This is a genomic window from Pantoea sp. M_9, from assembly GCF_008631385.1.
In the GTDB taxonomy this organism is placed as follows: Bacteria; Pseudomonadota; Gammaproteobacteria; order Enterobacterales; family Enterobacteriaceae; genus Pantoea; species Pantoea eucrina.
Genome location: NZ_VWUF01000001.1, coordinates 348,588 through 373,220 on the forward strand (window position 1 = coordinate 348,588; position 24,633 = coordinate 373,220).

Consider the following 24,633-nt stretch of genomic DNA (forward strand, 5'->3'; position numbering starts at 1 on the left):
GCAGCAGGATACGCCGCCCGATTCAGCGTGTCGAGACCTGCAGTGCGATCCGGTTGCCCTTGATCCTGCTGCATGAAACCATTATTTTTGCCGCTGATTATCAGGAGAAAAGCATGCGTTATAATCTTGCACAGCTGTCGCAGGACGAGAAAGACAAAGTCAACGTTGAGCTGGCAGCAGCAGGCGTCGCGTTTAAAGAGCGCTACAATATGCCGGTGGTGGCGGAGATGGTTGAACGCGAGCAGCCGGAAGCGCTGCGCGACTGGTTTCGTCAGCGCCTGATGCACTATCGCCAGGCTTCGCTCAGCCTTTCCCGCCTGCCCTACGAACCTAAGCAGAAATAATCTATGTTACGCGTGATAGATACAGAAACCTGCGGCCTGCAGGGCGGCGTGGTAGAGATCGCCTCCGTGGATGTTATTGACGGGCAGATTGTCAATCCGATGAGCGATCTGGTCTGCCCGGATCGCCCTATCAGCCGCCAGGCGATGATGGTGCACCGCATTACAGAAGCGATGGTGGCGGATAAACCCCCGATAGAAGCGATCATCAGCCGCTATCACGGCAGCCCGCACTATGTGGCACACAACGCCAGCTTTGACCGCCGCATGCTGCCCGCCATGCCGGGCGAATGGATCTGCACCATGACGCTGGCGCGCAAACTGTGGCCCGGCATTAAATATGGTAATCAGGCGCTGCGGCACAGCCTGAAACTTGAGGTGACGCCGCCTGCAGACCTGCATGCACACCGCGCGCTTTATGACTGCTACGTCACTGCCGCCCTGCTGATCCGTATTATGGAGATCTCCGGCTGGAGTCCGGCAGAGATGGTAAGCCGGACTGAACCGGCTGCGCTCTCCGGAGATACCTTCCCGTTTGGCAAATATCGCGGACAGAGTATCAGCGCTATTGCGCGCCGCGATCCGGGTTATCTGCGCTGGGTACTGGACAATGTCCGCGATCTGCGCCCGCCGCTGCGGCAGGCGCTGCGTAAATATGTCAAAGACGATCAGTAATCTACCCGATCCGGCAGGCTGCCCTGCGCCAGAGCAATCAGGAAGGTAAATTCCTGCGCAACGCCCTCATAGGATTTAAAGCGTCCCGACTTACCGCCGTGGCCGGAGTCCATGTCGGTACAGAGCAGCAGCAGCGCGTCACTGGTTTTATATTCGCGCAGCTTTGCCACCCACTTGGCGGGCTCCCAGTATTGCACCTGTGAATCGTGCAGCCCGGTGGTGATGAGCAGATGCGGATACGCCTGCGCGGTCACATTATCATAGGGACTGTAACGGCTGATGTAGTGATAGGCGTCGGGCTGTTCCGGATTGCCCCACTCATCATACTCGCCGGTGGTTAACGGGATAGTGGGATCGAGCATAGTTGTCACCACATCCACAAACGGCACCTGCGCTACCACGCCGTGAAACAGAGTCGGTGCCATGTTGACAACCGCGCCCATCAGCAGCCCGCCAGCGCTACCGCCCATGGCGTAAAGACGCTGCGGATCGCCATAGCCTTTGGCCACCAGCCCCTGCGTCACGTCGATGAAATCGGTGAAGCTGTTCATCTTATGCATCAGACGGCCGCTGTCATACCACTGCTGGCCCAGCTCGCCCCCTCCGCGCACGTGCACAATGGCATAGATAAAACCGCGCTGCAGCAGGCTGACGCGGCTGGCGCTAAAGTTCGCCTCCATTGTGCTGCCGTAGGCGCCATAACCATAAACCAGCAGCGGATTTTTACCGCGCTGAAAATATTTCCGATGATAAACCAGCGACACCGGCACTTCGGTACCGTCGCGCGTTTTGATCCACTGGTGCTCACTTTTATACTCATCCGGATCAAAGCCGGGTATCGGCGTCTGTTTGAGTATGCGCCGCTCCCCGGTCTCCATATTCAGTTCAAACAGCGTATCGGGCGTGGTCATTGAGGAGTAGCCGTAGCGCAGCGTATCGCTTTCCGGCGTGGGGTTAAACGCCAGCCAGGTCACATAGGCGGGATCGTCAAACGCAATACCATAGCTCTCGCCGCTGGCGCGGTTAATCTGTCGCAACGTACTGACGCCGCGCTGGCGCTCCTCCACCACCAGCCAGCTGCGAAACAGCTGGAAATCCTCCAGAACCACGTGCTCGCGCGCCGGTATCAGCGTCTCCCAGCGCTGCTCCGCCAGCCAGGCGCTGCGGTAGAGACCGAAGTTCTTGCCGTCGCGGTTCGAGCGGATATAAAAATTGTGGTTATAGTGGTCGATGCTGTATTCGTGATCGCGCCGGCGCGGGCAGAATACCTGCGGCTGTGCGTCAGGATACTCCGCGTCCAGCAGCAGGATCTCGCTGGTGGTGGTGCTGAAGAGCGCAATCAGAATAAAGTGTTCTGACGTGGTTTTATGCACGCTAAGATGAAAGCTCTCATCTTTCTCTTCATACACCAGCTGGTCATCACTCTGCGGATGGCCCAGTTCATGGCGCCATATCTGATACGCCAGCAGCGTTTTCGGATGTTTGCGCACATAGTAAAGCGTACGCGAGTCGTTTGCCCAGGCTACGCTGGATGAGGCGTTATGTAATACTTCAGGATACCAGCTGCCGCTCTGCAGGTTACGAAAGCGAATACCATACTGACGGCGCGATAAAAAATCTTCCGCCAGTGCCATAACCTGATTGTCCGGGCTGATATCAAGCGCTCCCATGGTGTAGAAGTCGCTGTGCGCAGCGCGCCTGTTGCCGTCAAGCAGCAGCAGCCAGGGTGCGTCCGCTCCCCCCTCAACCGGCTGACGATAAAACGCTGCATATTCGTTACCGGCCTCATAGCGGCGCTGATAGCGAAAGCCGTTTTTGGTATAGGGCACGGAATAGTCCTGACCCGGAATACGATCGACAATCTCTTTCAGCACCTTCTCCTGCAGTGCATTCTGCGACGCCATCATCGCCCTGCCGTAGCGGTTCTCCTCCTGCAGATAGGCGAGCACGCCGGGGTCTTCACGATCGTCGTCGCGCAGCCAGAAGTAATTATCGGTGCGCGTATCGCCATGCAACGTCATGACATGCGGAACTTTTTTTGCCTGCGGCTGTTTCATAACGCGTTTTCTCCCGGAGAAATCGTTTTATGCAAGCGTGGCACCAATCAGGCGGGAATGCCAGAACTGCCGCAGGCGCAGCTATTTCCGACCTCTCAGCCAGCAGATTCTGCAGCGATGTCTCGCTGGATCCCGTCACGCACATCCTGCGGAATATTCAGCGCATCGCCCAGCGCGGTGAGATAACTGCGCTCCATAAAGTGGTCGATATCGACAGCTGCACAGCTGAGCACATAGAGTTCCAGCGCCTCCTCTTCATTTTTTACCCCGGCCGCAAGCCACTGCGGATCGAGCGGACGCGCCATCGCCTGCTTAATCAGTCTCTCTGCCTGTGCGCCATATCCCGCCTGCTGAATATGTTTCTCAATTGCAGCCTGTTCAGCTTCATCAATATGACCATCACTTTTAGCCGCAAATACCAGCGCAGCGATCAATCGTTCTGCGCGCTGGTCGGGCGGCGTCTGCTGCCCGTCAGTACCGGATGCGGGCGGATACGCGGTGCGGAGACGATCTTTATATTTATTCCATAACAGCGCACCGGCTGCCGCACCGCCGCCCAGCAGCAGCGCCTTGCCGCCAAATTTTGTCAGCAGCTTACGTGACGATTTGCTGCCCGCCAGCACGCCTGCCAGCCCGCCCAGTGCTCCGGGTCCCAGGAGGTCACCCAACCCGGAAGTGCCGTGCTTTTTCTTTACCAGAATCGTCTGAAGCTGCTGCAGCCACTGATTCATTGTTTAACTCCCGTTTACGTTAGCCCGCTTTATCCTGGCGCAACCTGCGTCAGAAAATGTCAGAACGGGCAAAGTACGGAAAATCTTTACGGGCATAAAACGTGAGCGCGCAAACGTTTTCGTATATACTGCCGGCGCTTTTTGACTGCTAAGGTGACAGGTATGACAACTCTCGGAACGGCACTGCGACCCGGTGCCACGCGCGTTATGCTGCTGGGCTCAGGCGAGCTGGGTAAAGAGGTCGCGCTGGAGTGCCAGCGTTTAGGGGTGGAAGTGATCGCCGTCGATCGCTATGCGGATGCTCCGGCAATGCAGGTTGCGCATCGCAGCCACGTAATCAATATGCTGGATGGCGAAGCGCTGGCTGCACTGATCGCCCGTGAACAGCCGCACTTTGTAGTGCCGGAGATTGAGGCGATTGCCACCGATACGCTGGTTGAGCTTGAAGCCCGGGGGCAGAAAGTGGTGCCGACCGCACGCGCCGCACGCCTGACCATGAACCGGGAGGGGATCCGACGTCTGGCCGCTGAAGAACTGAACCTGCCCACCTCACGCTATCAGTTTGCCGACAGCCAGGCGCACTTTTTTGCCGCAGCGGAAGCGATAGGATTTCCCTGCATCGTTAAGCCGGTGATGAGTTCGTCCGGCAAAGGTCAGAGCTTTATTCGCAGCGCGGACGCACTGCAGCAGGCGTGGGAGTATGCCCAGCAGGGTGGCCGTGCTGGTGCCGGCCGGGTGATTGTTGAAGGCGTGGTCAGATTCGATTTCGAAATTACGCTGCTGACGGTCAGCGCCGTTGACGGCATCCACTTCTGCGCCCCGATCGGCCATCGCCAGGAGGAGGGCGATTATCGCGAATCCTGGCAGCCACAGCAGATGAGCGCCGCTGCCCTCGCACGGGCGCAGGAGATTGCGGCCAGCGTGGTAAACGCGCTGGGTGGATATGGCCTGTTTGGCGTCGAGCTGTTCGTTTGCGGTGATGAGGTCGTGTTCAGCGAAGTGTCGCCGCGTCCGCATGATACCGGGATGGTGACGCTGATTTCTCAGGATCTCTCTGAGTTCGCTCTGCACGTGCGGGCGTTTCTCGGCCTGCCGATTGGCGCTATTCGCCAGTATGGTCCGGCGGCGTCAGCCGTGATCCTGCCGCAGCTGGAGAGTCAGGATGTGCGCTTTGCACACGTTGATGCCGCGCTGGGCGCGGGCCTGCAGCTGCGCCTGTTTGGTAAACCGGAGATCAGCGGACAGCGTCGCCTGGGCGTCGCGCTGGCAACCGGAGAGAGCACGGAAGAGGCGGTGGCGCGCGCCGTCGCCAGCGCAGCCGCGATAACTGCCGAAGGCTGACAGCGCTGGCAGCAGGCCATACGCCTGCTGCCAGATATCAGCTTCCTGAGCTACCGCGCGCCCGCTATCGCCTCACGCGCCAGCTGCGTAATCCGCTCCCAGTCCCCCTGCTGCAGCGCCTCATCCGGCACCAGCCACGAGCCGCCAATGCACAGCACGCTTTTCAGCGCCAGATAGTCACGATAGTTTGCCGGTGAAATGCCGCCGGTCGGGCAAAACCGTACCTGCGGAAAAGGTCCGGCAAGCGCGGAAAGCGCCTTTACGCCGCCGCTGGCTTCAGCCGGAAAGAATTTGAATTCGCGCAGGCCATGATCCATACCCATCATCAGCTCTGATACGGTGCTGACCCCCGGGATCAGCGGTACCGGCCCCTCTGTTGCGGCCCGGAGCAGCGATTCCGTTAGTCCCGGACTTATCACAAACTGTGCGCCTGCATCCGTAACCTCTTTCAGCTGCTGCGCATTAATAACCGTACCGGCGCCCACAATCGCTTCCGGCACCTCACGAATAATGGCGCGCAGCGCATCCATCGCAACCGGCGTACGCAGCGTTACCTCCAGCACCCGGATACCGCCTGCGACCAGCGCTTTTGCCATCGGCACAGCGTGCTCAGGCTGCTTCACCACAATGACCGGCATGACCGGTCCGGTGCTCAGCACCTGCTCTGCACTTATCTTCCAGTTCTTCATGAGGTTTCCCTGGTCACCGCAGCCCCGACGGCTGCGTTCTCATCATTAGCGCTTTACCATACAAGATAAAACGGCTTTGCGTCTATGCAGCACCACGTGACGATGCTGCTGTGGACTCTCTCTGCTATGGGCGTTGCCGCACGCGGCGCAAAAAAATACCCCTGCATGGCAGAGGTATTGGCTGAGTTTGAATAGCGCATCCGTACGACGGGCGATTACTCGCTAAATTCGTTCCATGAACGGCCGTCGCGGGTGATCATCGCAACGGAAGCCACCGGACCCCAGGTACCCGCCTGATACGGTTTAGAGGCGTCGCCATCCGCATTCCAGGCCTCGATAATCGAATCCACCCAGCTCCATGCAGCTTCTACCTCATCGCGACGGACAAACAGCGCCTGAATGCCGCGCATCGATTCCAGCAGCAGACGCTCATAGGCATCCGCCAGATGTGACTGGTTAAAGGTTTCTGAATAGCTGAGATCCAGCTTGGTGGTCTGCAGCTTATGCTTGTGATCCAGCCCCGGCACCTTGTTAAGGATCTCGATATCCACACCTTCATCCGGCTGCAGACGAATAGTGAGTTTGTTCTGCGGCAGTTCAGAGTAGGAGTCTTTGAACAGGTTCATCTCCGGGTTCTTGAAGTAGACGACAACCTCAGAGCATTTAGAAGGCAGACGTTTGCCGGTGCGCAGATAGAAAGGTACGCCCGCCCAGCGCCAGTTATCGATATCAACGCGAATAGCCACGAAAGTCTCGGTTGCGCTCTGCTTGTTAGCGCCCTCCTCTTCCAGGTAGCCCGGTACTTTTTTACCCTGTACAAATCCTGCCGTGTACTGTCCGCGTACGGTTTTTTCACGCACGTTGGTTTGATCGATCCGGCGCAGTGAACGCAGTACTTTTACTTTCTCATCGCGGATTGCATCTGCACTGAGATCGGAGGGCGGTGACATAGCAATCATGGTCAGCACCTGCAGCAGGTGGTTCTGAATCATGTCGCGCATCTGGCCCGCTTTATCAAAATAACCCCAGCGGCCTTCAATCCCCACCTCTTCTGCCACGGTGATCTGCACGTGGTCGATGGTGCGGTTGTCCCAGTTATTCACAAAGATTGAGTTAGCAAAGCGCAGCGCCAGCAGATTCAGCACCGTCTCTTTGCCCAGATAGTGGTCAATACGGAATACCTGGCTCTCGTCAAAGAATTTACCCACGCTGTCGTTGATTTCACGCGAGGTTTCCAGCGAGGTACCCAGCGGCTTTTCCATTACCACGCGGGCAGGTTTTGCGTTCAGCTTCGCTGCGCCAAGCCCTTCACAAATGGCACCGAACGTGCTCGGTGGCATGGCGAAGTAGTTAATGGTTACGCGCTCTTTTTGGTCGAGCATTTTACCCAGTTTGGTGAAATGCGTCGTATCGTTCACATCGAGGTTGCAGAAGTCGAGACGGCCGCTGAGCTTATCCCACAGCGCTTCATCAATCTTCTCTTTCATGAAGGTTTCCAGCGCCTCGCGTACCACTTTGGTGTAAGCCGCTTTATCCCACTCTGCACGTCCTACTCCGATAATACGGGTGGTATCGTGGATCTGACCAGCTTTCTCCAGCTGATACAGCGAAGGCAACAGTTTACGGCGTGCAAGATCGCCTTTGGCACCGAAAATCACCAGATCGCATGCCTGGGCTGTTTGTGTTACCGCCATTTTCCTCTCCTCGTTGCAGGATCTCCCGGATGTGCATCCTCACCATCCCGGACCTTTATTGTCATGTTCTTACGGCACAATGTACTTTTTTCGCCGCGCCAGGACAAGCGAGCGTCCCGCTGTTCATGGCGACATTGCGTAACCGGCAAACTGGCGTCCCTTTACCAGGGTTGACGTCAGTCGTTACAGACGGGGGCTGCAGAAGTATGACAAAGAATTCACCCTCACATTTATCTGCCGCTGCGCGTATGCGTGCTTCGCAGAATCTATTTTTACTAAACTGTCCTGATGTAAGCGCTTTCATGCCAGAGTGATGCCGTTCAGGCGCATTTTTGCTCTGCTGTGCTATCACTCATGCTAAAACTGCGAAAGGAAAACCAAGGTTATTCTGCGCCGCGTTTTAGCGAGGTGAATCACTCCGGACTTTGTCTGAGCAGACCCATCTTAACAGGGTAAGACATTTGGTGTACCTTAGGTGTAAGCGTTTACCTGGCGTTAATACTTCAAGCCCTTTTGCGTCACCATCCCGAAAGCAGTATCAATAGCCAAACAGAGACACGCGCATTGTAAATTTAATGCCAATCAATCAGATAGAATAAAAGGATCACCGAATGACCAGCCCTACAGCTTTCATCTCAAAATCCCCGTCACGTCGTCTCAGAAGAACCAAGATTGTTACCACCCTCGGCCCGGCTACCGACCGCGACAATAACCTTGAAAAAATCATCGCGGCAGGCGCTAACGTAGTACGCCTTAATTTCTCCCACGGCACACCCGAAGATCACCAGCAGCGCGCCGATCGCGTGCGTCAGATAGCCGCCAAGCTGGGGCGTCACGTTGCTATTCTCGGCGACCTGCAGGGGCCAAAAATCCGCGTTTCTACGTTTAAAGAAGGGAAAGTATTTCTCAGCGTCGGCGATCGTTTTCTGCTTGATGCGAACCTGAGCAAAGGTGAAGGCGACAAAGAAAAAGTCGGCATCGATTACAAAGGATTGCCGGAAGATGTCGTCCCGGGCGACATTCTGCTGCTTGATGATGGTCGCGTACAGCTGAAGGTGCTGGAGGTGCAGGATGTGAAAGTCTTCACTGAAGTTACCGTCGGCGGGCCGCTCTCTAATAATAAAGGTATCAACAAGCTGGGCGGTGGCCTGTCTGCTGAAGCGCTGACCGAAAAAGATAAGCTGGATATCGTGACGGCGGCAAAAATCGGCGTTGATTATCTGGCGGTGTCATTCCCGCGCAATGGCGAAGATATGAACTACGCCCGTCGTCTGGCTCGCGACGCCGGCTGTGATGCAAAGCTGGTGGCAAAAGTGGAGCGCGCAGAAGCGGTTGCGACACAGGAAGCAATGGATGATATTATCCTCGCGTCTGACGTCGTCATGGTGGCGCGCGGCGATCTGGGCGTTGAAATCGGCGATCCGGAACTGGTGGGTATTCAGAAAGCGCTGATCCGTCGCGCCCGTCAGCTGAACCGCACCATCATTACCGCCACGCAGATGATGGAGTCGATGATCACCAATCCCATGCCAACCCGTGCGGAAGTGATGGATGTGGCCAACGCCGTGCTGGATGGTACTGACGCCGTGATGCTGTCAGCGGAAACCGCAGCCGGGCAATATCCGGCGGAAACCGTTTCTGCGATGGCGAAAGTCTGCCTCGGCGCTGAAAAGATCCCAAGCGTAAACGTCTCCAAACATCGCCTGGACGTACAGTTTGATAACGTCGAAGAAGCGATCGCGATGTCAGCTATGTATGCGGCAAACCATCTGCAGGGTGTTTCTGCCATTATTACCATGACCGAATCAGGCCGCACCGCGCTGATGACGTCGCGTATCACGTCAGGTCTGCCGATTTTTGCGATGTCGCGCCATGAGCGGACGCTGAACCTGACCGCTCTCTACCGCGGCGTGACGCCGGTCTATTTTGACAGCAACAACGACGGTGTGGCTGCCGCCCACGACGCGGTAAATCTGCTGCGCGATAAAGGTTTCCTCGTCTCAGGCGACCTGGTGATTGTCACCCAGGGTGATGTGATGGGCGCAACCGGTACCACCAACACCAGCCGCGTGCTGCGCGTCGACTAATCCCGACGCGTTACGCGTAGCGGCTGTAAAAATGGACAAACGCGACTGCTCTGGCGGTCGCGTTTTATTTTGCATTTTCAGGGAGGCTTGATGGCCCGCTACCAACCTATTGCCCGGTTAACCGGACGCACGCTGCTGTTTCCACTGGCGCTGGTTCTGTTTGAATTCGCTACTTATATTGCTCATGACATGATTCAGCCCGGCATGCTGCTGGTCACGCAGGAGTTTGCAGTCGGCCCGCAGTGGGTCTCCACCTCTCTGACTGCCTATCTGATGGGCGGCGTGGTGCTGCAGTGGCTACTGGGTCCGCTATCGGATAAGTATGGCCGGCGTCCGGTGCTGCTCTCCGGCATCCTGTTTTTTGTGCTCGCCTGCATCCTCACCACCTGGGTCAGCACGATTGAGCAGTTTGTCACGCTGCGCTTTATTCAGGGTATCAGCCTCTGTTTTATTGGCGCCGTCAGCTATGCAGCGGTACAGGAAGCGTTTGAAGAGGCGCTTGCGGTGCGGGTCATGGCCCTGATGGCAAATGTGGCGCTGCTGGCGCCGCTGGCCGGTCCGCTGGCAGGGGCGGCATGGCTCACCGCAGGCAGCTGGCGCAGTATGTTCTGGCTGTTTGCGATCTGCAGCGTGATAGCGTTTATTTTGCTGTGGCGCATTATGCCGGAAACGGCAGGCGATCGCAGTCGCTCCGTGGCGCTGCCGGTACTGGCGCGCGGCTATGGCCGTCTGGCACGCGATAAACAGGTGATGTACGGTTCCTTTGCTATTGGCCTGGTGTTTATTCCCATTCTGACGTGGGTGGCGCTGTCGCCGGTGATCCTGATGCACGATGAGGGCCTGTCGCGCATGCACTACGCCCTGCTCCAGCTGCCGGTATTTCTGGCTATGATTGCCGGCAATCTGACGCTGGGCAAGCTGGCGGGTCGCGTACCGATTGAACAGCCGGTAAAACTGGCCGCCTGGCCCATCTTAACCGGACTCGGCATAGCGCTGATTGCCAACCTGATGAACAGCCATACTTATCTGCTGTTGACCGCGGGACTCAGTCTCTACGCGTTCGGCGCTGGCATGGTGAATGCCGGTCTCTATCGCCTGACGCTTTACGCCAGCAGTGAAGGCAAAGGCAGTATTGCCGCCATGCTGGGAATGATCAGTATCCTGACGCTGGCGGCAGGCATTGAGCTGGCTAAGGCGGGCTATTTTCACGGCGGGACACCGTGGTTCAGTACGCTGAATTTTGCTGCGGGTCTGCTCTGGTTTGCGCTGGTTACGCTGTTTCTGCGTGAGCGCAGGCGCCTGAGCAGGGTCGAAGAGGTCGTATAAATGCGCGCTGCCGCTACGCACTGTGCATAGCGGCAGCATACTGAACTACTTACGCGGATAGAGATCTTTACGCCGGTAAGGCTCGATATCCCCTTCTTTACGCGTTTTCAGCAGCTTCAGGATCCAGGTATATTGCTCCGGATGCGGCCGCACAAAAATCTCCACTTCTTCATTCATCCGGCGTGCCAGCGTGGTGTCATCCGCATCCACCAGATCGTCCATCGGCGGCCGCACGTAGATCTCCAGACGGTGCGTTTTACTGTTGTATACCGGAAACAGCGGCACTACCCGCGCCCGGCAGACTTTCATCAGTCGTCCTACTGCCGGCAGCGTCGCTTTATAGGTTGCAAAGAAATCGACAAACTCGCTGTGCTCAGCACCGTGATCCTGATCCGGCAGATAGTAGCCATAGTAGCCCTGACGTACTGAGGCGATAAAGGGCTTAATCCCGTCGTTGCGCGCATGCATACGGCCACCAAACCGGCGGCGTACGGTGTTCCACAGATAATCCATCAGCGGATCGCTCTGATTGTGAAACATCGCTGCCATCATCTGCCCTTCCGACGCCAGCAGCATGGCGGGAATATCCACGCCCCAGCCGTGCGGCACCAGGAAGATCACATTCTCATTGTTATTCTGTAAGTCAGTAATAATTTCACGGCCGTGCCACTCTACCCGCTGACGCACCCGCTCCGGGTTGCGCATACCGAGTTCTGCCATCATTGCCATCGCCTGCGGCGCGGTAGCAAACATGCGGTCAGCAATCTCTTCGCGCTGCGCTTCACTCAGTTCCGGCAAGCAGTAATAGAGATTGATCAGCGCACGACGTCGCGCACTTTTTGCCAGCTTACCGGCAAAGGTGCCTAAGCTACCCAGTACCGGATCGCGCAGGCGTGGCGGCAGCATTGCCATGCCCGCCAGCGCACCAACCGCCAGCCAGCTTCCCCAGTATTTAGGTTTTAAAAAAGAACGTTGAAAAACGGGAATAAACTCGCTGTTATTTTTTTTTCGGGTTTCCATGCACTCGCCTCTGACAATGACGGCTCAATAATAGTGACGGCAGCTATTTTTGCAATCTTCACGCGCCTGAAAGCAAAAAACCGACGAATTAATCGTCGGTTTTTCGTTTATTTGCCGCGGGGCTTTTAGAACGCCAGCTGCGGCAGCCAGGTTTTCACCTGCGCAAGGTAGGTGCTGCGATCTTTCCCGGTCAGCCCTTCCATACGCGGCATTTTCGCCGTCAGCGGGTTAACAGCCTGATTATTAATCCACACTTCGTAATGCAGGTGAGGACCGGTTGAGCGCCCGGTATTACCCGAGAGCGCGATGCGATCGCCGCGTTTAACTTTCTGCCCCGGCTTAACCAGCGCACGGCTCAGGTGCATATAGCGCGTCATATACTGACGGCCGTGACGAATCGCCACGTAGTTGCCCGCAGCCCCGCCGTTTTTAGCCACCACCACTTCGCCATCGCCGACGGCCAGCACCGGCGTCCCCACCGGCAGCGCAAAGTCGACGCCTTTATGCGGTGAGATGCGCCCGGTTACCGGGTTAAGGCGGCGCGGGTTAAAGTTTGACGAGACGCGATACTGCTTAACCGTTGGAAAGCGCATAAAGCCCCGCGCCAGACCCGAACCGCTGCGATCGTAAAACTTGCCATCTTCCGCGCGGAAAGCGTAGTAATCTTTGCCGCCGCTGCGCACGCGCACGCCCAGCAGCTGGCTCTGGGCACTTTTGCCATCCAGCATCTCGCGCGACATCAGCACGCTGAACTCATCGCCCGAACGCAGTTTGCGGAAATCCATCTGCCACTGCATCGCTTTGATGACGTTGCTGGTTTCAGCGCTGCTCAGACCGGCACGCTGCGCACTGGCAGCAAAGCTGCCGCGCACTTCCCCTTTCAGCACGCTATTTTGCCATTCGCCTTTCTGCATCTCCTGCTGCATGCTGAAGCTGCCATTTGGCTGGCGCGCATAGGTACGGGTTTCACGGCGGTTAATTTCCCAGCTAAACGCCTGCAGCTGTCCTTCTGCATCCAGCGTCCAGCTTAGCTGCTGGCCCACCTGCAGATTGCGCAGCGCTTTATCACTGGCCACCAGCGCATTGATGTCGCTGAGATCGATGCCATACTGATTCAGCGCGCTGCTTAATGTATCGCCAGATGAAATGGTGTAGTCATGCTGATCGGGATTGTCAGGCACATCTTTGTCGATGTCGTCCGCCGGCAAATCCTCTTCCGGTTCGGCCGTGGTTTGATCGATAGGCTCGCTGGCTTCCGGCAGCAGAGTGCGCAATGCGTTTTTATCCAGCGCAATCTCTTTGACAATCGGCGCAACGTCATGGGGATGATAGACATACGGCCGCCAGACAGCGACGGCCAGTGTGACAACGGTTAATGACCCCAGCATAACGCGGTGGGGGCGCGGCAAATTATTAAATGCGAGGGCGACAGAGCGGGCTATCTGCTGCACTTTTATCTTTTCCTCTATGCTCCATTCAGGCAGCTCGCATACTGGCTTGACAGCTGTGAGAGGAATTTCACATAACTGTCTTTGGTTAAGCTGATCCCCATGCCTAATGGATCCAGCGTGCCTTTGCGTACGCTGGTGCCACGTGACACGGCATCGATGACCGCCGGCCTGAATTGTGGCTCAGCAAAAACGCATACGGCTTTTTGCTCAACCAACTGTGTTCGTATTTGATGTAAACGCTGAGCGCCAGGCTGGATTTCAGGATTGACGGTAAAATGTCCCGCGGGGGACAAACCGTACTGTTTCTCAAAATAGCTATACGCGTCGTGAAAAACGAAATAACCCTTGTTCCGCACCGGCGCAAGCTGCGCGCCAATGTGTTTGTCCGTCTCGGCCAGTGCTGCTTCAAACTGCTGCAGATTGGCGTCAAGTTTGGCTTTGCTTTCGGGCATAAGTTCCAATAATTTTCCGTGGATTGCAACAGCGGATTCTTGTGCAATCTTCGGTGACATCCACAGGTGCATGTTATATTCACCATGATGATGGTGAGTATGAGAGGAGTCCTGATCTTCAGACTTATCTGAGGCGTGTCCTTCTTCGTGCTCATCCTCCTCTTCTCCGCCCCGAATCAGCTGAGATTTCACCGCCGGCAGCGCGGCAATTTCCAGGTTCTTGCTGGCGGGCAGAGCGGCGGCAGGTTTGGTCAGGAAAGCCTCCATTTCAGGCCCGACCCAGACAACTAAGTCCGCGTTTTTAATGCGTTTTACATCAGAAGGACGGAGTGCGTAATCGTGTTCCGAGGCGCCATCCGGCAGCAATACTTCAACCGGCGTAATGCCTTCTGAAATCGCCGCTGCGATAAATCCTAACGGTTTGATTGATGCGACGACCGCTGAGTGGGCCGGAAGCGCAAGCGCGGCTAAAACGGCGGTGGCAGAAAGGCTAAAAAACAGGCGCTGCTTATTGTGTAACATAATGCGTCATTCCATCGTGACAGGGTGATGGAATGTGATATTATAACATTCTAATTTCAATGCAACCCGTAAATTATATGTCTTCACTTGTTACACTTGACGATATTTCAGTGACCTTTGCTCAGCGCCGTGTGCTGGCTGGTATCTCGCTGACGCTTCAGCCTGGTAAGATTCTGACCCTGCTGGGCCCTAACGGCGCCGGCAAGTCAACGCTGGTGCGAACGGTTTTAGGTCTGCTGACGCCGGACCGCGGCAGCGTACAGCGCGCGCCGGGGCTGCGTATTGGCTACGTGCCGCAAAAATTGCATATTGATCCTACGCTGCCGGTTACCGTAGAACGCTTTATGCGTCTGACAGGCGGCAGCAGGCGTGCCGATATTCTGCCGGCGCTGAAGCGGGTACAGGCCGGGCATCTGCTGCAGGCGCCGCTGCAGAAACTCTCCGGTGGTGAAACGCAGCGCGTATTGCTGGCGCGCGCCCTGCTGAACCAGCCGCAGCTGCTGGTGCTGGATGAACCGACCCAGGGCGTTGATGTAAACGGTCAGGTGGCACTTTACGATTTGATCGATCAGCTGCGGCGCGAACTTAACTGCGGCGTGCTGATGGTTTCGCACGATCTGCATCTGGTGATGGCGAAAACCGACGAAGTGCTGTGCCTTAACCACCATATTTGCTGCTCCGGTACGCCGGAAGCGGTGTCACAGCATCCTGAGTTTATCGCCATGTTTGGTCCGCGCGGCGCGCAGCAGCTGGCCATTTACCGGCATCAGCACAACCATCGTCACGACTTACAGGGACGCATCGTTTTACGCAAAGGAAACAGCCCGTCATGATTGAATTATTACTTCCCGGCTGGCTCGGCGGCGCGCTGCTGGCGCTGGCGGCCGGACCGCTCGGCTCATTTGTGGTCTGGCGCCGCATGTCCTATTTTGGCGATACCCTGGCGCACGCCTCGCTGCTGGGCGTGGCTTTTGGCCTGCTGCTGAACGTTAACCCTTACTACGCGGTTATCCTGGTGACAATCTGTCTGGCGCTCGGCCTGGTATGGCTGGAACGTCGCCCGCATCTGGCCATTGATACGCTGTTAGGGATCATGGCGCACAGCGCGCTTTCGCTTGGGCTGGTCGTGGTCAGCCTGATGCAGGGGGTCCGCGTTGATCTTATGGCCTACCTGTTTGGTGACCTGCTGGCGATTACGCCAGACGATCTCTGGCTGATGGGCGGCGGCGTTGCCATTGTACTGGCGGTGATGGCGTGGCAGTGGCGCGCCCTGCTCTCTATGACCATCAGTCCGGAGCTGGCGCAGGTTGACGGCGTGAATATTCAGCGTACCCGGCTGATGCTGATGCTGGTGACCGCCCTGACGATTGGCGTTGCAATGAAGTTTGTCGGCGCGCTGATTATTACCTCACTGCTGATTATCCCTGCCGCAACGGCGCGCCGCTTTTCGCGCTCTCCGGAACAAATGGCGGGCTGTGCAACACTCGCCGGACTGATCGCCGTGACCGGTGGCCTGACGTTCTCCGCCACCTATGATACCCCTGCCGGACCTTCTGTGGTGCTCTGCGCCGCCGTGCTGTTTATACTCAGCATGATAAAAAAACCGGCTGTCTGAGTTATCCGTTCAGCTATGCAAAACGGGCACCTGAGGTGCCCGTTTTTAGTCTGCCCGCGTGCTGTACACTACTCTTCACGTACGATATCAAAGTGCCGGTAAGCGTGCTGCGTTGCCATACGGCCGCGCGGCGTACGCTGAATAAACCCCTGCTGGATCAGGAAAGGCTCGATGACATCCTCGATCGTTTCGCGCTCTTCGCCTATTGCCGCCGCCAGGTTATCCAGCCCTACCGGGCCACCCATAAACTTATCGATAATCGCCAGCAGCAGCTTGCGGTCCATGTAATCAAAGCCCTGGGTATCGACATTCAGCATATCCAGCGCGCTGGCCGCCACGTCACCGCTCATGTTGCCTGCGGCACGGACATCGGCAAAATCACGCACGCGGCGCAGCAGGCGATTGGCGATACGCGGGGTGCCGCGTGCGCGACGGGCCACTTCCAGCGCCCCCTCTTCACTCAGCGTCAGGCCGAGACAGGCCGCGCTGCGGCTGACAATGTGCTGCAGATCCGGCACGTTATAGAACTCAAGCCGCTGGACAATGCCGAAACGGTCGCGCAGCGGTGAAGTCAGCGACCCGGCGCGCGTCGTCGCACCAATCAGGGTAAACGGCGGCAGATCAAGCTTGATTGAGCGGGCGGCCGGCCCTTCACCGATCATGATATCCAGCTGATAATCTTCCATCGCCGGATAGAGCACCTCTTCCACTACCGGGGAGAGACGGTGGATCTCATCAATAAACAGGACGTCGTGCGGTTCGAGATTGGTGAGCATCGCCGCCAGATCGCCCGCTTTCTCCAGCACCGGCCCTGACGTCGTGCGCAGATTGACGCCCATCTCATTCGCCACGATATTCGCCAGCGTGGTTTTTCCCAGCCCCGGCGGGCCGAAAATCAGCAAATGGTCAAGTGCATCGCCGCGCAGCTTTGCCGCCTGGATAAAGATCTCCATCTGTTCGCGCACCTGCGGCTGACCAACATACTCCGCGAGCAGCTTCGGGCGAATAGCGCGATCCAGGCTCTCTTCTTCATTATATGAACTGCCCGAGACCAGGCGATCGGCTTCAATCATGTGTTACCTCAGATAGCTGCACGCAGCGCTTCGCGGATCAGGGTTTCGCAGTCTGCGTCAGGTTTGCCCACTTTGCTGATCATGCGGCTGGCTTCCTGCGGTTTATATCCCAGCGCCACCAGCGCAGCAGCCGCTTCTGCTTCAGCGTCGTTGCTCTCCGGCGCGGCCGCTGGCGTTGTCAGCGTAAAGGCTGAGTCGCCGCCAAAGAGATCGCCATGCATGCCTTTAAAGCGATCTTTCATCTCAACCACCAGGCGCTCAGCGGTTTTTTTGCCGACACCCGGCAGCTTCACCAGCGAGGCGACCTCTTCACGCTCAACGGCGGTCACAAACTGCTGTGCTGACATGCCCGAAAGGATCGCCAGCGCCAGCTTGGGGCCAACGCCGTTGACTTTGATCAGCTCGCGAAAGAGCGCGCGCTCCTGTTTGCTGTTGAAACCAAACAGCAGCTGGGCATCTTCACGCACCACGAAATGGGTAAAAATGACCGCCTCCTGGGCGATCTCCGGCAGCTCGTAGAAGCAGGTCATTGGCATATGCACTTCATAACCGACGCCGTGCGCTTCAAGCAGCACCAGCGGCGGCTGTTTTTCCAGAATGTTGCCTCGTAAACGACCAATCACCTGAGCAATTCCTTAATCTGTGAGTAAGCGGTGCAGGGTATTCCCTGTGGCCAGCGCAGCCGCTGGCGGTGTGATAGCGGCTATGTATAACATAAAAAAGGCTGGATGCATATCCAGCCTGTTAGCGCGTCTGATGGCAGATTAACCCGAGCGCAGTCGTCCGCGCGTCATGACCAGTTTACTGTCACTCATGCGCGCCGCATTCTGGCTCACGTGGCAGTGGGTAATAGCGATAGCCAGCGCATCCGCCGCATCCGCCTGCGGGTTGGCCGGCAGTTTCAGCAGCGTGCGAACCATATGCTGCACCTGACTCTTCTCCGCCCCGCCGGTGCCGGTAACCGTCTGTTTGACCTGCCGCGCCGCATATTCAAACACCGGCAAATCAGCATTGACCGCGGCCACAATCGCTGCGCCGCGCGCCTGGCCAAGCTTCAGTGCCGAATCGGCATTTTTCGCCATAAACACCTGCTCAATCGCAAAGTAGTCAGGCGAAAACTGCGTAATGATTTCGCAGACGCCGGCGTAAATCAGCTTTAAGCGTCCCGGTAAATCAGTCACGTTGGTGCGGATACAGCCGCTGCCCAGGTAGCTCAGCTGACGGCCGGTCTGACGGATCACGCCGTAGCCGGTAATGCGCGAGCCGGGGTCAATCCCGAGAATAATCGCCACAGCACGCCCCCGGTTGCCGGAAAGATAGCCACGCCATTACAGCGTTTCCGCCACCTCGTCAGAGATCTCACCGTTGTGATAAACCTCCTGCACGTCGTCGCAATCTTCCAGCATATCGATCAGCCGCAGCAGTTTTGGTGCCGTTTCCGCATCCAGTTCCGCTTTGGTTGACGGGATCATGGAGACTTCAGCGCTGTCAGCCTTCAGGCCGCCCGCTTCCAGCGTATCGCGCACGTTGCCCAGCTCTTCCCACGCCGTGAAGACATCGATGGCGCCGTCATCATAGCTCACCACATCTTCCGCACCCGCTTCCAGTGCCGCTTCCATCACCGCGTCTTCATCATGACCCGGTGCAAAGGAGATCACCCCTTTTTTNTAGGAGACAGATCCGTCAGTGCCCAGATTACCGCCGGTTTTGGTAAAGGCGTGGCGCACTTCCCCGACGGTACGGTTACGGTTGTCACTCAGGCATTCGATCATTACCGCAGAGCCGCCCGGACCGTAGCCTTCATAAATGATGGTTTCCATATTGGAATCATCTTCGCCGCCGACGCCGCGTGCAATGGCGCGGTTCATGGTGTCGCGCGTCATGTTATTTGAGAGCGCTTTATCCATCGCTGCGCGCAGACGCGGGTTGGAACCCGCATCGCCGCCGCCCAGCTTCGCGGCAGTGACCAGCTCGCGAATGATTTTAGTGAAGATCTTGCCGCGCTTGGCGTCCTGTGCCGCCTTACGATGTTTTGTGTTCGCCCATTTACTGTGACCAGCCATCTTACATTTTCTCCGATCTTTTACGGGTGCAGGCTATCTTGCCTGCGCTCTTATCCCCGGCAGCATCCGCACTATCCGCACGCAGAGATCTGCGCGGCGGTGGCAGCGCTGACGGTGAACAATTGCGCTGCGCCGATAACGCCTGACTGCCTAATGTTAGCGGTGCGGTTTGATAAAACAGCACACGATAGTTGGACGAAGGGAATACGCTTCGTCGAATGTGTGGAATTTACCCTGGTCGCCACCGGAAAACACGCGGCGACGCTCGCTCAGATAAACTCTTCAATCGCCTGGCGATTGCTCCAGGATTTGGTTAACGCCGCAGCCTCTTCAGCGATCAGCCAGCGGGCAGCCAGATGCTCACTCAGCGGCGGCATCCGTTCAGCCGGCAGCGCCAGCCGGAACCAGTGCTCGCGATTATGCGTTATGCCTGGCGCATAGCGGTGACGAAAATGCGGGAAGATCTCAAATTCAATCTGCCGCTGGCAATCTTCAAGCTGCAGCCCTTCGGCACAGATATCGATCGCCAGCTCTTCCGCCACCTCGCGTGCAGCAGCCTGAGCCGGCGTTTCACCCGGCTCCAGACTGCCGGTAACCGACTGCCAGAAGCAGGGATCATCGCGCCGCTGCAGCATCAACACCCGGCCGGTATCTCGCGCAAAGATCACCACCAGCACCGATACCGGATGTTTAAAGCCCATTACTGCTGCTCTGGCTTTTCTTTCTTCGCGACAATCTGAATGCCCAGATCGCTCAGCGCAGCTGGATTTGCCAGGCTTGGTGCTTCCGTCATCATACAGGCTGCCGCCGTGGTTTTCGGGAAAGCGATCACGTCACGAATATTATCGGTGCCGGTGAGCAGCATCGTCAGACGATCAAGGCCAAACGCCAGACCGGCGTGCGGCGGCGTACCATATTTGAGCGCGTTCAGCAGGAAGCCAAACTTCTCCTGCTGTTCTTCGGCCGTAATGCCGAGAATGCTGAACACGGTCTGCTGCATCGTCCCGTTGTGGATACGCACAGAGCCGCCACCCACTTCATAGCCGTTGATCACCATATCGTAGGCGTTAGCCACTGCCTGCGTCGGCTCCGCTGCCAGCTGCTCCGCCGTAAGCGATTTAGGCGAGGTAAACGGATGGTGCATTGCTGCCAGCCCGCCTTCGTCATCCTCTTCAAACATCGGAAAGTCGATGACCCAGAGCGGCGCCCAGGCTTTCTCGTCGGTGATCTGCAGGTCGCGGCCAGCTTTCAGGCGCAGTGCACCCAGCGCATCCGCCACAACTTTAGCGCGATCGGCACCAAAGAAGATCAGATCGCCATCCTGCGCGCCGGTGCGATCCAGAATCGCTTCCACGATCTCAGGCGTCAGGAATTTAGCCACCGGGCTCTGCACGCCTTCAGCGCCACTGGCGCGGGCGTTGATTTTCATCCATGCCAGGCCACGTGCGCCATAAATCTCAACAAACTTTGTATATTCATCAATCTGCTTACGCGTCAGCGTCGCACCGCCCGGCACGCGCAGCGCAGCAACCCGTCCTTTGGCGTCATTGGCCGGTCCGGCGAAGACCTGAAACTCGACGTTCTTCAGCAGGTCGGCAACGTCTACCAGTTCCATCGGGTTACGCAGATCGGGCTTATCAGAGCCGTAGCGGTTCATCGCTTCTGCAAACGTCATCAGCGGGAAATCACCGAGGTCAACGCCTTTGATCTCAAGCCAGAGCTCGCGGATCAGGCGTTCCATCTTCTCCCGCACCTCTTCCGCGCTCATAAAGGAGGTTTCAACGTCGATTTGCGTAAATTCAGGCTGGCGATCGGCACGCAGATCTTCATCACGGAAGCATTTTACAATCTGATAGTAGCGATCGAAGCCGGACATCATCAGCAGCTGCTTAAACAGCTGTGGCGACTGCGGCAGCGCATAGAACTTACCCTTATGTACGCGGCTTGGCACCAGATAGTCGCGCGCGCCTTCCGGCGTTGCTTTGGTCAGCATCGGCGTTTCAATATCCAGGAAACCTTCACTGTCCATAAAGCGGCGGACAAAGCTGGTGATTCTGGCGCGCGTTTTCAGGCGCTGTGCCATCTCCGGACGACGCAGATCGAGGTAACGATAGGTCAGACGCGCTTCTTCGCTATTGACCTGGTTGGAGTCCAGCGGCAGCGGCTCCGCGCGATTAATGATGGTCAGCGCGTGCGCAAACACTTCGATATCGCCGGTCGCCATATCGCTGTTGCGGTTTTTCTCTTCGCGTGCGCGCACCGTACCGGTGATCTGGATGCAGAATTCGTTGCGCAGCTCAGACGCCAGCTGGAAAGCCTCCTGATAGTCGGCATCAAAAAACACCTGAGCGATCCCTTCGCGGTCACGCATATCGATAAAAATCAGGCTGCCGAGATCGCGACGGCGATTAACCCAGCCGCAGAGAGTAACTTGCTGACCCACATGAGACAGGTTGAGCTGTCCGCAATATTCTGTACGCATAACGTATCCTTTTAACTTCGCCGCTGCTGCCAGGCAGCATCAGGGCGCATAACCTCTGAAGATGCTGCCGCAAAAAAGGCAGCTATTATAATGGAAAAAGCCAGGCAGGATAAGTAGAGCTGCTGCAAAGCAGCTAATTCATCGGCATTTATGCGCTATCCTCTGCCCGCTTTCTCTTTTAACCGGCATCCGGAGTCCGTTTTGACGCTTCGTATAGGTTTACCGCAATGGCATCACCCGCAGTGGAAACAGTTTGGTCTGCACACGCTGGAAGATTATGCGCGTCTGTTTAGCTGCGTAGAAGGAAATACGACGCTATATGCGCTGCCGAAACCTGAGGTGGTGCAGCGCTGGCGCGACATGACGCATGACGATTTCCGCTTCTGCTTTAAATTTCCCGCCACCATCTCCCATCAGGCGGCGCTGCGCAATTGTGATGATTTAGCCAGCGATTTTTTTCGCCTGCTGGATCCGCTCAGCACGCGCCTGGGGCAATACTGGCTGCAGCTGCCCGCCAGTTTTTCGCCGGCGCAGCTTGACGATCTGTGGCGCTTTCTGGATAGCCTGCCGCGCAGCTTCAGCTATGGCGTTGAAGTGCGTCATCAGGCATTTTTTGCCCGTGGCGAGGCGGAGCGCCAGTTAAACCGCGGCCTGCACGCGCGCGGCGTTAACCGCGTGGTGCTCGACAGCCGGCCGGTGCACGCTTCTGCCTCACAATCGGCTGCCGCTATCGACGCGCGGGCGAAAAAACCGCGCGTGCCGCCGCATGCGGTGCGCACCGGCACTCAGCCGATGGTCCGGTTTATCGGCAGCGATAGCGTGGCTGAGAGCGAAGCCCTCTTTCCGCCGTGGCGCAGCAAGCTGGCAGCGTGGCAGACAGAGAGCGATCCGCTGCTGTTTATTCATACGCCGGATATGGGAGAGGTGTTTCCGCTGGTGCAGGCGCTCTGGCCACAGCTGCAGGCGCTGGAACCCGGTCTGTGCGACCTGCCAGCGTGGCCGCAGCAGAGCGCGCTATTCTGAGCAGGGAAACGGGTGCAGCAGAGGCGACTTTCTGCCAGAATAGCGCCCTTTCCGTTTTTCTCTTCGGATTTTCCATTATGTCTGACCGCGATACGCTATTTTCCGCACCTATCGATAAGCTGGGTGACTGGACCTTTGACGAGCGCGTGGCTGAAGTCTTCCCCGATATGATTCAGCGCTCGGTGCCCGGCTACTCCAACATTATTTCGATGATTGGTATGCTGGCAGAACGCTTTGTACAGCCCGACAGCCAGGTGTATGACCTCGGATGTTCACTGGGGGCCGCCACTCTTTCGGTGCGCCGTAACATCCGCGTACCCGGCTGCCAGATTATTGCCGTGGATAATTCGCCGGCGATGGTTGAGCGCTGCCGCCGCCATATCGACGCCTTTCGTGCCGATACGCCGGTACAGGTGCTGGAGGCTGATATCCGCGATATCGAAATTGAGAACGCTTCGCTGGTGGTGCTCAACTTTACGCTGCAGTTTCTGGCGCCTGACGCCCGCATTGCGCTGCTGGAAAAAATTGCCCGCGGCCTGAATCCCGGTGGCGCCCTGGTGCTGTCAGAAAAATTCAGCTTTGAAGATGCTGAGGTTGGCGAACTGCTGTTTAACATGCATCACGATTTCAAGCGCGCCAACGGCTACAGTGAACTGGAGATTAGCCAGAAGCGCAGCATGCTGGAGAATGTCATGCTGACCGACAGCGTGGAAACGCATAAAGCCCGTCTTAAAGCGGCGGGCTTTGCGCATGCAGAGCTCTGGTTCCAGTGCTTCAACTTCGGTTCACTGGTGGCGCTGAAATGATCGACTTTGGCCGTTTTTATCAGCAAATCGCCACCGGCCCGCTGGCGAGCTGGCTGGAAGTGCTGCCGGCGCAAATCGCGGCCTGGCAGCGTGACAATCTGCACGGACATTTTCGCAACTGGGAAAAAGCGGTGGAGTATCTGCCGCTGCTGACGCCGCAAACGCTGGATCTGGTGCACAGCGTCAGCGCGCAGCGTGACGATCTGACCGATCGTCAGCGCGCCGGTATCGAAAAGCTGCTGCGTAATCTGATGCCGTGGCGTAAAGGCCCCTATGCGCTTTACGGCACGGCGATCGATACTGAATGGCGCTCTGACTGGAAGTGGGACCGGGTGTTACCCCATATCTCTCCGCTTGCCGGGCGGACGATTCTGGACGTTGGCTGCGGCAGCGGCTATCACATGTGGCGTATGCTGGGCGCTGGCGCGCAGATGGTAGTGGGCATCGACCCGATGCAGCTGTTTCTCTGCCAGTTTGAAGCGGTACGCAAGCTGCTGGGTGACGATCGCCGCGCGCATCTGCTGCCGCTCGGCATTGAACAGCTGCCCGCGCTGCAGGCGTTTGATACCGTATTCTCAATGGGCGTGCTCTACCACCGCCGTTCACCGCTCGATCATCTGCTGCAGCTGAAAAATCAGCTGGTGAGCGAGGGTGAGCTGGTGCTGGAGACGCTGGTAATTGAGGGCGATGAAAACGCTGTCCTGGTCCCGGGTGAGCGCTATGCGCAGATGCGCAACGTCTACTTTATTCCTTCTGCGGCAGCGCTGAAAGGCTGGCTGGAGAAGTGCGGTTTTGTTGATGTACGCATTGCCGACTACGCGGTCACGTCTGTGGAAGAGCAGCGCCGCACCAGCTGGATGACCAGCGAGTCGCTGGCAGAGTTTCTCGATCCGGCCGATAGCAGCAAAACGGTTGAGGGATACCCTGCGCCGCTGCGCGCCGTGCTGGTGGCCCGCAAGCCCTGAAAATCCGCGCCGCGACGGCATCAACATGACGTAGGGGGCGCATTCATGCGCCCCTGGCCGAACCTTATACCGCGGCTATACGTATTCATGCGCCCCTGACCGAATCATATATCGCGGTTATACGTTTCGATGCGCCTGAAACCAGGGCGGCATAAATGCCGCCCCTACAAANACATGACGTAGGGGGCGCATTCATGCGCCCCTGGCCGAACCTTATACC

Annotated in this window: 23 protein-coding genes; 10 read left to right on the plus strand and 13 right to left on the minus strand. The window is 57.3% G+C overall.

Annotation, left to right across the window (positions count from 1 at the left end):
* The first annotated feature begins 113 nt into the window (after nucleotides 1–113).
* Both F3I15_RS01580 and exoX read left to right on the plus strand, forming a co-directional pair.
* On the plus strand, nucleotides 114–344 hold the full coding sequence (locus F3I15_RS01580) for a DNA polymerase III subunit theta (RefSeq protein ID WP_150016298.1): 231 nt from the start codon (nucleotides 114–116) through the stop codon (nucleotides 342–344).
* A 3-nt stretch (nucleotides 345–347) separates the two neighbouring features.
* The gene (gene exoX, locus F3I15_RS01585) at nucleotides 348–1,016 is read left to right on the plus strand and encodes an exodeoxyribonuclease X (protein ID WP_150016299.1); all 669 of its coding nucleotides are present in this window, start codon (nucleotides 348–350) and stop codon (nucleotides 1,014–1,016) included.
* Here exoX and F3I15_RS01590 read toward each other — a convergent pair.
* Together F3I15_RS01590 and F3I15_RS01595 are read right to left on the minus strand one after the other, a co-directional pair.
* Nucleotides 1,010–3,073, minus strand: a complete 2,064-nt coding sequence (locus F3I15_RS01590) for a prolyl oligopeptidase family serine peptidase (protein ID WP_150016300.1) — start codon at nucleotides 3,071–3,073, stop codon at nucleotides 1,010–1,012. The two genes, exoX and F3I15_RS01590, sit on opposite strands and share 7 nt — an antisense overlap.
* A 95-nt stretch (nucleotides 3,074–3,168) precedes the next feature.
* A complete protein-coding gene (locus F3I15_RS01595) occupies nucleotides 3,169–3,804 on the minus strand; it encodes a tellurite resistance TerB family protein (RefSeq protein ID WP_150016301.1) in 636 nt (211 codons plus the stop codon).
* A 162-nt stretch (nucleotides 3,805–3,966) separates the two neighbouring features.
* On the opposite strand from F3I15_RS01595, the gene purT reads away from it, so the two are divergent.
* The gene (gene purT, locus F3I15_RS01600; RefSeq protein ID WP_150016302.1) at nucleotides 3,967–5,145 is read left to right on the plus strand and encodes a formate-dependent phosphoribosylglycinamide formyltransferase; all 1,179 of its coding nucleotides are present in this window, start codon (nucleotides 3,967–3,969) and stop codon (nucleotides 5,143–5,145) included.
* Nucleotides 5,146–5,195: 50 nt separating this feature from the next.
* Here the strand turns inward: purT and F3I15_RS01605 are convergent, their stop codons facing one another.
* Nucleotides 5,196–5,834 carry a bifunctional 4-hydroxy-2-oxoglutarate aldolase/2-dehydro-3-deoxy-phosphogluconate aldolase gene (locus F3I15_RS01605; protein ID WP_150016303.1) on the minus strand — a complete coding sequence of 213 codons (639 nt, stop codon included), beginning with the start codon at nucleotides 5,832–5,834 and terminating at the stop codon, nucleotides 5,196–5,198.
* 215 nt (nucleotides 5,835–6,049) lie between these two features.
* Nucleotides 6,050–7,528 carry a glucose-6-phosphate dehydrogenase gene (gene zwf / locus F3I15_RS01610; RefSeq protein ID WP_150016304.1) on the minus strand — a complete coding sequence of 493 codons (1,479 nt, stop codon included), beginning with the start codon at nucleotides 7,526–7,528 and terminating at the stop codon, nucleotides 6,050–6,052.
* 611 nt (nucleotides 7,529–8,139) lie between these two features.
* Between zwf and pyk the strand changes: the two genes are divergently transcribed.
* On the plus strand, nucleotides 8,140–9,615 hold the full coding sequence (pyk, locus tag F3I15_RS01615; protein WP_052246499.1) for a pyruvate kinase: 1,476 nt from the start codon (nucleotides 8,140–8,142) through the stop codon (nucleotides 9,613–9,615).
* 90 nt (nucleotides 9,616–9,705) lie between these two features.
* The gene (locus tag F3I15_RS01620; RefSeq protein WP_150016305.1) at nucleotides 9,706–10,941 is read left to right on the plus strand and encodes an MFS transporter; all 1,236 of its coding nucleotides are present in this window, start codon (nucleotides 9,706–9,708) and stop codon (nucleotides 10,939–10,941) included.
* 45 nt (nucleotides 10,942–10,986) lie between these two features.
* On the opposite strand, the gene lpxM is transcribed toward F3I15_RS01620, so the two are convergent.
* The 3 genes from lpxM to znuA all read right to left on the minus strand — a co-directional run bounded on the left by lpxM (nucleotide 10,987) and on the right by znuA (nucleotide 14,386).
* Nucleotides 10,987–11,961: a lauroyl-Kdo(2)-lipid IV(A) myristoyltransferase gene (lpxM, locus tag F3I15_RS01625; RefSeq protein WP_150016306.1), complete on the minus strand. Its 975-nt coding sequence runs from the start codon at nucleotides 11,959–11,961 to the stop codon at nucleotides 10,987–10,989.
* A gap of 125 nt (nucleotides 11,962–12,086) precedes the next feature.
* The gene (gene mepM, locus F3I15_RS01630; RefSeq protein ID WP_150016307.1) at nucleotides 12,087–13,412 is read right to left on the minus strand and encodes a murein DD-endopeptidase MepM; all 1,326 of its coding nucleotides are present in this window, start codon (nucleotides 13,410–13,412) and stop codon (nucleotides 12,087–12,089) included.
* A 14-nt stretch (nucleotides 13,413–13,426) separates the two neighbouring features.
* A complete protein-coding gene (gene znuA / locus F3I15_RS01635) occupies nucleotides 13,427–14,386 on the minus strand; it encodes a zinc ABC transporter substrate-binding protein ZnuA (RefSeq protein WP_150016308.1) in 960 nt (319 codons plus the stop codon).
* A 77-nt stretch (nucleotides 14,387–14,463) separates the two neighbouring features.
* Here znuA and znuC point away from each other — a divergent pair, with 77 nt between their 5' ends.
* Together znuC and znuB are read left to right on the plus strand one after the other, a co-directional pair.
* Entirely contained in the window at nucleotides 14,464–15,219 is a 756-nt protein-coding gene (gene znuC, locus F3I15_RS01640) for a zinc ABC transporter ATP-binding protein ZnuC (protein ID WP_039385977.1), read from the plus strand.
* A complete protein-coding gene (gene znuB, locus F3I15_RS01645; protein WP_094111065.1) occupies nucleotides 15,216–16,001 on the plus strand; it encodes a zinc ABC transporter permease subunit ZnuB in 786 nt (261 codons plus the stop codon). Before znuC ends, znuB begins: the two co-directional genes overlap by 4 nt.
* Before the next feature lie 68 nt (nucleotides 16,002–16,069).
* On the opposite strand, the gene ruvB is transcribed toward znuB, so the two are convergent.
* From ruvB to aspS, 6 genes are all read right to left on the minus strand, one after another.
* Nucleotides 16,070–17,074 carry a Holliday junction branch migration DNA helicase RuvB gene (gene ruvB, locus F3I15_RS01650; protein WP_065649104.1) on the minus strand — a complete coding sequence of 335 codons (1,005 nt, stop codon included), beginning with the start codon at nucleotides 17,072–17,074 and terminating at the stop codon, nucleotides 16,070–16,072.
* Between the two features lie 8 nt (nucleotides 17,075–17,082).
* A complete protein-coding gene (gene ruvA / locus F3I15_RS01655; protein ID WP_071668889.1) occupies nucleotides 17,083–17,697 on the minus strand; it encodes a Holliday junction branch migration protein RuvA in 615 nt (204 codons plus the stop codon).
* Nucleotides 17,698–17,838: 141 nt separating this feature from the next.
* Nucleotides 17,839–18,366 carry a crossover junction endodeoxyribonuclease RuvC gene (gene ruvC / locus F3I15_RS01660; protein WP_039384890.1) on the minus strand — a complete coding sequence of 176 codons (528 nt, stop codon included), beginning with the start codon at nucleotides 18,364–18,366 and terminating at the stop codon, nucleotides 17,839–17,841.
* A gap of 36 nt (nucleotides 18,367–18,402) precedes the next feature.
* Nucleotides 18,403–19,137 (minus strand): YebC/PmpR family DNA-binding transcriptional regulator, encoded by a 735-nt coding sequence (locus F3I15_RS01665; protein ID WP_150016309.1) that lies wholly within the window; start codon nucleotides 19,135–19,137, stop codon nucleotides 18,403–18,405.
* Nucleotides 19,138–19,406: 269 nt separating this feature from the next.
* Nucleotides 19,407–19,838 carry a dihydroneopterin triphosphate diphosphatase gene (gene nudB / locus F3I15_RS01670; RefSeq protein WP_150016310.1) on the minus strand — a complete coding sequence of 144 codons (432 nt, stop codon included), beginning with the start codon at nucleotides 19,836–19,838 and terminating at the stop codon, nucleotides 19,407–19,409.
* Nucleotides 19,838–21,619 (minus strand): aspartate--tRNA ligase, encoded by a 1,782-nt coding sequence (gene aspS, locus F3I15_RS01675; RefSeq protein WP_150016311.1) that lies wholly within the window; start codon nucleotides 21,617–21,619, stop codon nucleotides 19,838–19,840. The genes nudB and aspS overlap by 1 nt, the downstream gene beginning before the upstream one ends.
* Before the next feature lie 201 nt (nucleotides 21,620–21,820).
* On the opposite strand from aspS, the gene F3I15_RS01680 reads away from it, so the two are divergent.
* The 3 genes from F3I15_RS01680 (at nucleotide 21,821) to cmoB (ending at nucleotide 24,413) form a co-directional block, all read left to right on the plus strand.
* Entirely contained in the window at nucleotides 21,821–22,642 is an 822-nt protein-coding gene (locus tag F3I15_RS01680) for a DUF72 domain-containing protein (RefSeq protein WP_150016312.1), read from the plus strand.
* A gap of 77 nt (nucleotides 22,643–22,719) precedes the next feature.
* Nucleotides 22,720–23,448 carry a carboxy-S-adenosyl-L-methionine synthase CmoA gene (gene cmoA / locus F3I15_RS01685; RefSeq protein WP_039385978.1) on the plus strand — a complete coding sequence of 243 codons (729 nt, stop codon included), beginning with the start codon at nucleotides 22,720–22,722 and terminating at the stop codon, nucleotides 23,446–23,448.
* Nucleotides 23,445–24,413 (plus strand): tRNA 5-methoxyuridine(34)/uridine 5-oxyacetic acid(34) synthase CmoB, encoded by a 969-nt coding sequence (gene cmoB, locus F3I15_RS01690; protein ID WP_150016313.1) that lies wholly within the window; start codon nucleotides 23,445–23,447, stop codon nucleotides 24,411–24,413. Before cmoA ends, cmoB begins: the two co-directional genes overlap by 4 nt.
* The last annotated feature ends 220 nt before the right edge of the window (nucleotides 24,414–24,633 follow it).